13 protein-coding genes are annotated in these 12,169 nt (G+C 38.3%); 9 read left to right on the plus strand and 4 right to left on the minus strand.

All coding sequences use genetic code 11. The features are described from left to right. Positions 1-135: 135 nt before the first annotated feature. From ACRD69_RS11920 to ACRD69_RS11930, 3 genes are all read right to left on the minus strand, one after another. Positions 136-1,077, minus strand: coding sequence for a geranylgeranylglycerol-phosphate geranylgeranyltransferase (locus tag ACRD69_RS11920; protein WP_430815317.1), 942 nt, complete (start codon positions 1,075-1,077; stop codon positions 136-138). A gap of 28 nt (positions 1,078-1,105) precedes the next feature. Then, positions 1,106-1,621: a KdsC family phosphatase gene (locus ACRD69_RS11925; RefSeq protein WP_430815318.1), complete on the minus strand. Its 516-nt coding sequence runs from the start codon at positions 1,619-1,621 to the stop codon at positions 1,106-1,108. A gap of 99 nt (positions 1,622-1,720) precedes the next feature. After that, on the minus strand, positions 1,721-2,173 hold the full coding sequence (locus tag ACRD69_RS11930) for a YybH family protein (protein WP_430815319.1): 453 nt from the start codon (positions 2,171-2,173) through the stop codon (positions 1,721-1,723). Positions 2,174-2,417: 244 nt separating this feature from the next. Between ACRD69_RS11930 and ACRD69_RS11935 the strand changes: the two genes are divergently transcribed. The 6 genes from ACRD69_RS11935 to ACRD69_RS11960 all read left to right on the plus strand — a co-directional run bounded on the left by ACRD69_RS11935 (position 2,418) and on the right by ACRD69_RS11960 (position 9,813). After that, the gene (locus ACRD69_RS11935) at positions 2,418-3,032 is read left to right on the plus strand and encodes an IMPACT family protein (RefSeq protein WP_430815320.1); all 615 of its coding nucleotides are present in this window, start codon (positions 2,418-2,420) and stop codon (positions 3,030-3,032) included. 11 nt (positions 3,033-3,043) lie between these two features. After that, positions 3,044-3,973 (plus strand): carbohydrate kinase family protein, encoded by a 930-nt coding sequence (locus ACRD69_RS11940; RefSeq protein WP_430815321.1) that lies wholly within the window; start codon positions 3,044-3,046, stop codon positions 3,971-3,973. A 411-nt stretch (positions 3,974-4,384) separates the two neighbouring features. After that, positions 4,385-5,530 carry a porin gene (locus tag ACRD69_RS11945; RefSeq protein ID WP_430815322.1) on the plus strand — a complete coding sequence of 382 codons (1,146 nt, stop codon included), beginning with the start codon at positions 4,385-4,387 and terminating at the stop codon, positions 5,528-5,530. Between the two features lie 313 nt (positions 5,531-5,843). Further along, positions 5,844-6,530, plus strand: a complete 687-nt coding sequence (phoB, locus tag ACRD69_RS11950) for a two-component system response regulator PhoB (RefSeq protein ID WP_430815323.1) — start codon at positions 5,844-5,846, stop codon at positions 6,528-6,530. 17 nt (positions 6,531-6,547) lie between these two features. Then, on the plus strand, positions 6,548-8,332 hold the full coding sequence (gene phoR / locus ACRD69_RS11955; protein ID WP_430815324.1) for a sensor histidine kinase: 1,785 nt from the start codon (positions 6,548-6,550) through the stop codon (positions 8,330-8,332). 131 nt (positions 8,333-8,463) lie between these two features. Further along, complete coding sequence (locus ACRD69_RS11960; protein ID WP_430815325.1) at positions 8,464-9,813, plus strand: 4Fe-4S dicluster domain-containing protein; 1,350 nt, start codon at positions 8,464-8,466, stop codon at positions 9,811-9,813. Here the strand turns inward: ACRD69_RS11960 and ACRD69_RS11965 are convergent. Next, on the minus strand, positions 9,810-10,367 hold the full coding sequence (locus tag ACRD69_RS11965) for a WcaF family extracellular polysaccharide biosynthesis acetyltransferase (protein WP_430815326.1): 558 nt from the start codon (positions 10,365-10,367) through the stop codon (positions 9,810-9,812). The genes ACRD69_RS11960 and ACRD69_RS11965 overlap by 4 nt on opposite strands. A 183-nt stretch (positions 10,368-10,550) precedes the next feature. Between ACRD69_RS11965 and ACRD69_RS11970 the strand changes: the two genes are divergently transcribed. From ACRD69_RS11970 to ACRD69_RS11980, 3 genes are all read left to right on the plus strand, one after another. After that, positions 10,551-10,754, plus strand: a complete 204-nt coding sequence (locus tag ACRD69_RS11970) for a hypothetical protein (protein WP_430815327.1) — start codon at positions 10,551-10,553, stop codon at positions 10,752-10,754. Positions 10,755-11,123: 369 nt separating this feature from the next. Continuing rightward, positions 11,124-11,420 (plus strand): hypothetical protein, encoded by a 297-nt coding sequence (locus ACRD69_RS11975; protein WP_430815328.1) that lies wholly within the window; start codon positions 11,124-11,126, stop codon positions 11,418-11,420. An 11-nt stretch (positions 11,421-11,431) separates the two neighbouring features. Then, on the plus strand, positions 11,432-12,103 hold the full coding sequence (locus ACRD69_RS11980; protein ID WP_430815329.1) for a hypothetical protein: 672 nt from the start codon (positions 11,432-11,434) through the stop codon (positions 12,101-12,103). Positions 12,104-12,169: the final 66 nt, after the last annotated feature.

A 12,169-nucleotide genomic window follows, 5' to 3' on the forward strand; every position in this document is an offset into this window, starting at 1 on the left:
GTGAACAGTGCAACCCCTGATAAATACGATGTCCATTGGACAGTTTACAGATCGACAATCCAGCAAAGCAACGCAAATATATAATATTTAGCCGCTCTCCCTGCCCATTTAAGCCGGTAAGATAAACGATGTGTTTTAAAACATCTGCCCAACCAGGAGGATGAAGATGATGCCCATCAGGATAACAAGCTTACTGTAATTACTAACCTGATGATAATCTGAGCTATTATCAGCTTTTATCCATTTGTAGATCAACAGCACATGCGGCACTGTTAAACCAATAATATAATAAGGGAGCGCCAGTGGAACAGAGCTAAACTCATCGACATAAAAATAGATGGCCCACATGGCCAGTAATGAAATACCCTCAAGAACCAGTACAAATACCTTTGTCAGCTTGATGCCAAGGGCAATGGGCAATGTTTTACATCCCACTGCTTTATCGCCTTTTATATCTTCAGCGTCTTTAATGATCTCTCGAATAAAATTAGACAGAAAGGCAAAAATGGCAAATCCTGTGGTATAGAACCAGGCTGTTGAACAGGCCTCTGTTCTGATAATTTGCTCACCATATACCTTGGTTAGCATGGCAAATTCAACAGACACTACCAACAGTACAACAATGCCGGTTAAAAATGAGATAACCAGGTTACCAATGACAATGTGCCTTTTAAAGGTAGTGCTGTAATACCACAGCAGTACGGGAACAGCAATATACATCAGTGCATATATTTCCTTGCGGGCCACATAGGCTATAAACAAGCCTGTTAAAATGCCTGTCATCGTTAGTAATACGTGCAAAAACAAAGCTGTTCTTCGGGCAATATGACGCCCGATCAATACTTTTCCCGGTTTATTAATCCGGTCAATGCGAATATCGAAGTAATCATTAATAATATAGCCGGCAGCAGCCAGCAATACCGTAGACATAACTACTAAAGCAAAGCGCAAATGCGATAATACCGGACTCACCTCATAATGACTGAGAATGGGTAATATTAAACCATAACGCAAGGCATATTGCATGCCCCCTATCATTAGTATATTTTTATACCGGATGAGTTTTAAATATTTCATTTGCGATTTGCTTTAGCTTGTATATATCTTACCAAATATAATCTAAAGCCCATTTACCATGAGCGCGTAATACCTGCTCCATCACATCGCGCACAGCTCCTTCTCCTCCTTTTCGATCTGATATGTATTTACAGAGCGACTTAATTTCCTCAACAGCGTCGGCAGGACAAACCGGGATACCAACACGTTTCATAACCGGATAGTCGGGTATGTCATCCCCCATGTACATCACCTCTTCGGCCTTTATACCAGTCTCTTCCATCCACTTCTCAAAACATGGCCATTTGTCCGAAATTCCCAAATACACATGCTTTAGTCCCAGGCCTTCATAGCGTTTTTTAACAGCCTGCGTATTGCCACCCGAGATAATAGCTACCGGATAACCTAATTTAACCGCCAATTGCAGTGCAAATCCGTCTTTAATATTGGCTGTTCGCATGGGCTCACCAGACGGATGCAAGGGAATCATTTGTGATGATAAAACACCATCCACATCGAAGACAAAAGCCTTCACCTTCATTAAATCTTCTTTGAAATTGCTCATCTCAAGATATTGGTTTTAATGCGAAGATAACAAAAAGGCTCTTTTCGGTAATAATGAAGAGCCTTTCTTTGTATTAATATGTGCTTCCACATCATGCCATCAGGTATGATCCACAATGATCTTCCAATGACCGTCAATACGTTTCCAGATCAATGAAAAGTTACCTTCTGCGTTACCAATACTACGTTCCAGGTGAAAACTCCCTATCACCAGCACACAATCGTCTGATAATTGATTAAAGTGTTTAAACCGGTACTCTAAAACACCACGGTGATCGGCGGTAGGATACCCTCTTTTGTAGTTATCAAGGGTTGATTGCCAGCCTTTGGTCAAACTGTTTAAGCCCATAAACCGTAGCGAATCTGATTGCCAGTACACTTGCATATACCCTTCAAAATCTCCTTTATTCCAACATTGCCTTGATGCTTCCATTTGTTCCAGAATGGTTTGTTTTACATCCTCATGAACACTTGTGATTACACTGTTTTCATTTGTTTGATGAAGGCAGGCACTCAGTAGAATACTGACCACCAACAGATAAATTACTTTCATAGTTAACTGGTTTCAATTATTGTCGCAATAAAAGTAAGCAAATTATGTCACCTTAGTTATAGCTGACATGAGCAATCCTGTTGCCCGGAATTAACAGGGGCTTACCACCATCAATACTCCATTCATATGGATAAAAATCCGATACTCTTGTAATAATAGTCTTGTCAGGAGGCGTTCAAAAAGCATTATTAGCCACTGTGCACGGTTTTTTTTTTAATTTCGTTGGCAAATACTCGTATGAATAATGACTGCACCCGATAATTACAATACCTTACAAAGCGCCTCTGAAGGCATATACAAAGAAAAAGGCAGCAAGTTTATTACCTATGCCTACCCGGTATACAGTGAAGAGGAGATCAAAGAGCATGTCAGTGACCTGAAAAAACAGTATTATGATGCGCGTCACCACTGTTACGCATGGCAGCTGGGCACCGATGGAAAGAGATATAGGGCCAATGATGACGGAGAACCCTCGGGCACTGCCGGAAAACCCATATTAGGTCAGATTCGCTCTTATGAATTAACCAATATACTGGTGGTCGTGATCAGGTATTTTGGAGGTACCAAACTGGGTACCAGCGGTCTTATACATGCCTATAAGGAAGCAACGATCGACGCTTTTGAAAACGGAAGCATCATTGAGAAAACAATCAATGACTTTTACAGGGTCAACTTTGATTACGGCGTGATGAACGACATTATGAAAATAATGAAAGAAGAGGCTCCGGAAATTAGTAAACAAGATTTTAACCTGCGCTGTTCTATTGACTGGAATTGTCGCCAATCTGATGTTGATAAAATAATTAAAAGGCTTGAAAAGGTTGAATCTGTAGACATAGAATACCTGAGAACGATTTGATAGATCTTAACATGAAGAAATTTGATATTGTTATTACCGGTGATTGTAACCTTGACTTAATTTTTAACCAGTTTAACCGACTACCAGGGTTTGGAGAAGAAATAATTGCCAATCAGTTTGAACTGGCCTTGGGCAGCTCAGCGGGTATTGTTGCAGCTCACATGGCATCACTGGGAGCTAAAGTGGCATATGTTGGCGCTATTGGTAATGATCATTTCGGAAATCAATTCAAAGCCTTTATTCAATCTTACGGAGTATGTACCGATTACATGGTTGAAAAAACCGGCTTCAAAACAGGTTGCACGGTTGTTATGTCTAAAGATGAAGACCGGGCCAATTTAACTCATGCAGGCGCCATGGCTGAGCTAAGTCCGTCCGATTTGCCCTGGCAGCTCATTGAGAAAACACCATTCTTTCACCTGTCAAATCCATATGTACTGCCTCACTTCAGAAACAACCTTCCTGACCTGTATAAAAAATTAAAGGAGGCTAATACAGTCACTTCACTCGATCCGCAATGGGATGTGGAGGAAACATGGAATACTAACCTAAAGGCTCTTTTCCCCTTTCTGGATTACTTTCTACCCAATGAAAAGGAATTTGAATTGTTATTAGCCGGTAACAGTGTCACCCCTGAAGCCTTAAGCACTATCAGCACCACAACCATTATTAAAACATGTGGCAGTGCTGGAATAGAAATGCTTCAGTCTGATAAAACAAAGCAATACACCAGCTACCTGAATGAACAACCTGTAGATTGCATTGGTGCTGGCGATGCATTTACAGCAGGCTTTCTAACAGCTACAGTAGAAGGGAAAACACTTGATGACGCCATTGACCTGGGAAGTAAAGCCGGTGCGCTATCCACAACCACTGCAGGAGGAAAAGTACCTTATAACTCCAGGCAAGACTTTGCAGACAGCTTTAACAAGCTATTCTGATTGCTAGGGCTTACAGCAGATATTAATCCTTTCAAAAAAGCAACTGATTAAAACATCACAAAGGAATGTAATCATTCAATACATGATGTACACAATTTCTTTAGCCATTGTGGCAAAGAAAATTCATATTTCACCACTGTTACGCCTTCATGTTATAATTTTTCTTCCATCTACACCCCCATACCATCACTACATTATTTACTCACTGTAAAGTCTTTAACAAAAATTGTTTTTGTCAAGACTATCCACTTATCTTTAAAACTTTATTAATATTGTAACAGCATTGTAACATGATCTTAACCATTCCGTAATAATACAACTTTAGGTTTGCACCCGGAAAATATGATAACACATCCAGAAAAAAGAGGGAATGATTTTTCTGGTAAAATAGGAATACTACACAGGAATAAAATGAGACGTTTTTTACTATTAATCGCCTTAATGGTATCGGTATGCTACGGCAGCGCTGAAGCACAAACAATTAATGACTTGTCTGCACAAGTCGGAAAAGGCATTCGATTCAAGACTGATGATGACCTTTTTTATCTGAAGTTCACTACTCGTATTCAAACCAGATGGGACTTCATTCACACCATGAGCAACTCAACTACCGACTCTGAATTTGAGAATAAAGCATGGGTTAAACGTGCACGTTTGAAATTTGACGGATACTTTCTTAACAAACACCTTGTGTATAAGATTGAGTATGATCTTGCCGGCGGATATGTAAGAGATGCATTGTTTAAATACAAAAAGAATAACATTGAACTTTGGTTTGGACAAGGTAAATTACCTAGTAACCGTGAGCGGGTTGTTTCTTCAGGAAATATGCAGTTGGTTGATCGTTCGGTTTTCAACAAATATTACACGCTTGACCGTGACGCCGGTATTCAGTTACACCACAAATTTAAGATTGGCAATGCCCTTGTTTACGATCGCTGGGCTGTAACTTCAGGTAGTGGTATCAGAGACAATAATTATTCACCTGGCATCAGCTTAACAGGAAAATTAGAGGTTCTTCCTTTGGGTGAATTCTCAAAGAAAGGACTATACAAATCAGCAGATTTGGCCCGTGAAGAAAAACCTAAAATTGCTTTTGCAGCATTTACCAACTACAATGTTGATGCCTACAAAGACAGAGGCCAGCTTGGTACTGTAATTAATGGAGAGGCAGATCTGTTAAACATTGGTGGTGACTTCCTGCTTAAATACCGTGGGTATTCATTAATGATTGAAGCTGCCAACCGTTCGGTAACTGATGATAACGAGTTTGTGTATGATCAGGACGGTGAAATAGCCGATGCTTATTACACTGGTTACGGTGCCAACGTTCAAACCGGTTATTTATTCAAAAATAACTGGGAGTTATCCGGACGTTACTCATTTACAAAACCTAATGAAACAGAATTTCACGATGAAATAACAGATTATACATTGGGTGTAAGTAAATACATCATTGGCCACAACTTTAAGTTCCAGGGTGATGTCACTTTCCGTGATAATGTTATGGGTCAGGATCAGATTATAACCAGGTTCCAAATGGAATTCCAATTCTAAAACCAGGGATAAAGAGATAATAAATAACCTAAGTCTTGTTATGAGGCTTAGGTTTTTTTTATGAATCTGTTGCGAGCACTTCGTTTAAACAAGATCGTGTATACGCTGACTAAGCAAACCCTCCATATAAAACACTGAGATACAACAATACTCCGGTATGATTCATCATTCATTACCGTATTTTCATTACCCGTATCCAATTCGTTTATCATGTGGATCTATTTATGAGATATGTCAATAATCAGGACCTAAGCACAAAAAACAATTAATTTATGCTTAAAAATATCTTACTTTAGTGCAAACTATAATTTGCATGAGTGAGGATATTAAACGGATTTTAATTGTTGACGACGAGGAGGATCTTTGTGAAATATTACAGTTTAACCTTGAAAGCGAAGGCTATAACACGGAAATAGCCTATTCGGCCGAAGAAGCTTTACAAAAGGACTTGAGCAAATTTAATTTGCTGTTGTTAGATGTAATGATGGGCAAAATGTCGGGTTTTAAACTGATAGACATTATTCGTAAAGAAAAAAAATTAGATGTACCCGTTATTTTTCTGACAGCTAAAAGTGGAGAGAACGACATGCTTACCGGTTTTAACCTGGGAGCAGATGATTATATCACGAAACCCTATTCTCTTAAAGAACTCATTGCCCGGGTAAAAGTCGCACTCAGACGCTCATCTTCTGTTTCTAAAGCGAAAAAAAACATACTCCAATTTAATGAAATGATCCTTGATCTCGAAGCAAAAACGCTTGTAATTGATGATGAAAAGGTGGAACTCACACTAAAAGAATTTCAAATACTAAGACTGCTTTTTGAGAATAAAAATAAGATTTATTCACGTGATGAGATGCTGGAGACAATCTGGGGTGATAACGTTGTTGTTACAAACCGTACTGTCGATGTCAATATTACAAGGCTGAGAAAAAAACTAAAACAGTATGGCGAGTATATTAAAAATCGTCCGGGATTAGGCTACTACTTTGCAACCTGACTTTAACAGATAATTTTATGGGGTTTGATATCAATTTTAAAAGAAAGCTGTTTTTTTACTACTTCTCAATCTTTTTTATTGTTACTCTAACGTTTGTTGCCTTTCAATACAACAGGGAAAAACATTTTAAGATAGTTCAACTTGAGACCTCATTAAATTCCATCACTGAACTAAGCAATAACTTTATAAGTAAAAACAAGCTGATAACTGATGATGAGATCCAACTGATGGATTCATTACTGCAAATAATTCCGGCACATGATACAAGACTAACGATAATTGACAATAAGGGCAATGTTCTGTTTGACAGCTTTGTTGAAGATTACAAGAACATGGAAAACCATTTGAACCGGCCCGAAATAGAAAAAGCCAAAACCTCTAAATCCAAAACCGGATCCAATATTCGTAAATCAGAAACAACAGGACAAGACTTTTATTATTACGCCCATTATTACGACGAATACTATGTACGTGTAGCTGCAGTTTATAACCTTGAAGTTCAAAACTTCTTAAAAGCGGAAAAACTGTTTCTCTTTTTCATTGCCACCCTCTTTCTGGTGACCTGGCTTATTCTTTCATACATCACAGGAAAAATGAGTGAGAGTATTACGAAGCTAAAAGACTTTGCCATTCAGGCGCGCCAGAACAAACCATTTATTGAAGATTATCAGTTCCCGCAGAATGAACTGGGGGTGATAGGCAAGCAAATAGTATCAATGTACAAGAAGCTGGCAGAAGCAAAAGATGCTTTAAGTGCAGAAAAAGAAAAGCTAATTAAGCATTTGTATGTACTCAATGAAGGCATTGGCTTTTTTTCTAATGAAAAAGCCACGATACTAACCAACACTCACTTTGTTCAGTACCTGAACCTGATAGGAGAACAATCTTCAATTAATCCCGAGCAAATCTTTGAAATAAAGGAGTTTCAGCAACTACAGGAGTTTCTTGATATACACCTGAATGAAAGCACTGTTAACGATAATAATTCCGACTTACCTCAAATAGAGTTTACCCTTAAAAAGAGTGGTTATTACTTTGAGATTAAATGCATTGTATTCCAGGATAAGAGCTTTGAAATTTTCATAAACGATACAACCAAACTGGAAAAAAGAAAGTTACTAAAGCAACAAATGACCTCCAACATCGCCCACGAACTAAAAACACCTGTAACATCGGTCAGTGGTTATCTGGAAACAATACTTAACAACAAAGATATCGAAGAGGATAAAAAAGACTACTTTATAAAAAAAGCTACTAAACAGTGCTACCGTTTAAGTTCCCTGATTGAAGACATCGTTTTACTAAACCGTATTGAAGAGGAAGGCGATCATTACGAGCGCAGTGAGTTAGCCGTTGCACAGATGGTTCAGGAAGTCATTGAAGATCGCGAAAAACTCATTACGCAACAACAAGCCACCATTATTCTGAAAATCGATAATACGGTTAAGGTTAAAGGAAACAAATCACTGGTTGGATCCATCTTTCAAAACCTGATCGATAATGCCTTAGCTTATGCAGGAGAAAAGGTAACGATAATAGTAGACATGTATCACGAAGATGATGAATACTATTACTTCTCTGTGATTGATGATGGCGTAGGAATTTCAAAGAAACACCTGGCAAGAATTTTTGAACGCTTTTACCGCGCTGATTCAGGTCGTTCAAGAAAAATGGGTGGCACCGGCCTGGGCTTAGCCATCGTTAAACACGCCGTTAATACACATAAAGGTGAGGTATCTGTAAAAAACGGTGCCAACGGAGGAGCAGAATTTTATTTCAACTTACCTAAGTTCAATGGCTGATAGCCTATATTCCTCAAGGGTATCGGATCAACTAAACACAAGACTTCCAAATAAATAAAAAAATAAAACTGACTTCGGTCACTTGCTAAATCCTTTCACTTTCTTATTTTCATGCCCAAAATGAGTTAGGTATGATTTACTTTCAGCTTCTGTTTATTGGTTTTATTGTAGCTACAGTGCTAATCTTAGCTATTATGTCTATAACTTCCTTGCTTGAAAGAAGAAGAAACGCGGCAACAAAAGCACTCCTGCTCATCCCGGTCATTTCATCATTCCTGCTGCTTTTGTACTTACCTCCTAACTTTTATTGGCTCATCGCATCAATCGATATTGTTTTTCTGCTGGCCGGAAGCTATTTATTTATACCACGTATATTTTTCCGAAAACTTAAAGAGGAAAAAGCCAAAGGAAACATTGACGAGCGCACTATTATGTTTTCCAGATGTGAATTAAAGCCCGGTTCAGAACGATTTGAAAAGTATTATAAAGAATTCCCCCAACACAAAGACAGTGATGAACAATTCAGAAAGCTCCCCGGCTTACTTCATAAGAAATCAACTTTTTACAAACCCTTGCCCTATAATGCATCCGATGCTATTTTTAAAATAGTCGACAGTCTGCACCAAAACGTGGAAGGTAAGGTTGAAAATCCACCTTTAGAAGCATCACCCGGGCAATTTAGTCGCTTTGTGAAAAAATGGGTAAAAAAAGCAGGCGCTACATCCGTAGGCATAACAGAAACAAAAGATTACCATTGGTATTCCATTGGAGGACGCGGTGATCGTTACGGAAAAACCATTCAACCATGTCATAAATACGCCATTGTTTTTACTGTTGAAATGGATCATGAAATGGTAATGCCTGCTCCCAAAAGCTCCATTATCATGGAATCGGCCAGTCAGTATTTAAACTCTGGGATTATTGCAACCCAAATTGCTCAGTTTATTATCAATTGTGGTTATGAAGCAAGAGCACATATCGATGGTAACTACCAGGTTGTAGCGCCATTGGTAGCAAGAGACGCCAATCTTGGTGAAATTGGCCGCATGGGATTGCTGATGACGCCTGAACTTGGACCAAGAAACAGAATAGGCGTCATTACTACTAATATGCCTTTACCAGCAGCAGAAAGACGATATGACGACAGTGTGGAAGACTTTTGCTCTAAATGCCTCAAATGTGCAGTAAACTGTCCTGCCTCGGCTATTTCAAAAGAAGATAAAAGCTTGATTAACGGTGTTAATCGCTGGCAGATTAATTCGGATAGTTGCTTTAGCTATTGGCGAAGTGCCGGTACCGACTGCGGTCGATGCATGAGTACATGCCCCTACTCACACCCATCTAACCTTATGCACAATGTGGTGCGTTGGAGCATTCGCAACTTCCCTAATTTCAGATATTGGGCTGTTAAAATGGATGATTTCTTCTATGGCAGAAAATCAATACCATCCAAATTACCCGACTGGATGCAGAATAACTAAACGTCCTCAATAACGCGCTCTTTGACCTTTACGGCAGGGTTACCCCTGTAAATACAGTTCGCATCAATTGATTGAGATGCTACACTATTAACAGCTAAAACCGAATGACTCTTACAGGTGATACCGCCTGTAACAATACTTCGGGCACCTAACCACACTCCGTCTTCTATAATTACCGGCGCGACCATCAGGTCAAAAGTTTCTTTCGTAAAATTATGGTTACCTATTAAAACAAAGGACTCCTGCGATAAGCAACAGTTTTTGCCAACGGTAACCTGATCCAGGTTATCAATCCATACACGCTCACCTATCCAGGTATAATCACCTACAACCAGTTTCCAGGGATATTTTATATTAACACCGGGCTTAATCACAACCCCCTTACCTATCTTGGCACCAAACAGCCGAAGAAAGAAAATCTTAATTCCTGAAAGAGGATTTAAAGGATTTATTAATACCAGGGCATTGGTGATAAACCATAAAGTGCGCTTAACAACACCTGCTCCCTCATCAAACCAATCGTTGTTATATTTGGATAGATCTGTTTTTACCATTATGAAGTGTATTCATTACAATACTCAAAGCTAACTACTAAAAATTAGAGGACAAATAATCGCTATTAAAGTTTGGTATTCGACCGTTAATCAAAAAAAGTCCAATAATCTTCATTATCTGCAACAAAACTATTCAAAGTCCTGTAAATTCACAACATCTAATTATAACTCAAGACTACTGAAATGGAAGCATGTGACATGATTGAAAAATGTGGCTTTTTGGTACGCTACAGCCCAACTAACGAACTGGCCTGCCGTGGCTTTGTTAACAGGTACTGCAAAGGAGAATTGAAAGAACAGTGTAAGCGAAAAGCCTATAAAATGGCAAACGGCACACCTCCGCCTGATAATATGTTACCCACCGGCGTTTTTTTATCGGGCAATTAAAATATTATAAGGAGCTTAAGAAATTAAGCTCCTTTTTATTTGCATCGACAAACGGGTAATGCCTAATATGCTGCAATACTCCTTTACCGTTAGTTATACTAATTCCTCAAATCAATTTAAGCTTACTAAATGCTGTTACCGCAACTTGGATGTCTAAAAAATAATAGCTTTTTTTATGATGAGTAAAGGGAGGGCATCTGGCTTTTATTAAAGGCCTTGTTTATGCTGCCATGATATTTCAAAACGTTGATAGAGTATGTGCTGATAGAAGTAAATCAGAAATACAAACTGACATAATGTGATTCAGGTGTATTTAACAACAAAAATTACTCACAAAATAATTAACTCAATAAACTTTAACACCCTCAAATGAAGTATTATAAAGTATGGGTTTTCAGACTCTTTATTTATGTTTTAACTCTGAATATTGTATGTTTTCTTCTTACAATAGCTTATGTTGAACCCTTTCATAATGGAGCTCAGTATGCCTTGAACATGTTAATATTAGGAACCTTATCCACCCTTTGCCTGCTGGCAGGTATGGTAATGGTAATCTTGTGCATAAAGAATAAAGCTGTTGATGACATAAAAACCTGGATTGCAACAATAGGATTAACACTTTTTCTCATTGCCAGTATTTTGATTCCTTTTATCGAAAACCAATAAATCCGGAAGGCATGAACCATAGACTAAGAAATACAATAATTGGCTTTTTTCTTTTTATAGCATTATCTGCAATACTAAAGTTCTACTTTAAAACACCCAATGCCTATATTCTATTCTTAGCTGCAATGAGTGCCACAGGAGGATTTGCAAAAATTTTGGCATTTGGCCTTATTAATCCTCCATCCTGGTTGTATCAGATTCGTTTTTCTGTAATTGGGATCTTTTACGGGGCTTTCATTGGCATTCTGCTTTTCGGCATGGACACGATCGGAGAAAACACGCTTATAATCCCAAACCTGCTTAAATATCTGCTAATCGGTGCACTGGTAGGAGGAGTTTTTAATAGGTCCCCCAGGCTAAAAAGGCGAAAAGGACTATTTACACTTGAAAGGCTGTTAGTAAAGGATTTTGCTCAGTTGTCAAAACTAAATGGAGAAAGCATTAAAGGAACATTAGTTTTGACCAATGAGCAGTTGATTTTTATTGGAAATAAAGACGAAGAAAAGCTATTTGAAAAGGATATCAGAGAGATCAATCCAAGTATTAATAAGATAAAATGGCTTAGAATACCAGACGGATTCAGAATTGGAAATGATGAAATTCTGCTGAGAGTGCCTTTTCCTCATTATTGGTTAAAAAGAATTGACAAAAGACAAAGGCAACGATTAAATAATAATGATTGATAAGCCATCACCGGACTAACTGCAATTTCTTATGATGATGCAAAACGTTGTTGACTCCTGGAATAA

The sequence above is a fragment of the Carboxylicivirga agarovorans genome, assembly GCF_050589845.1.
Taxonomy (GTDB): domain Bacteria; phylum Bacteroidota; class Bacteroidia; order Bacteroidales; family Marinilabiliaceae; genus Carboxylicivirga; species Carboxylicivirga agarovorans.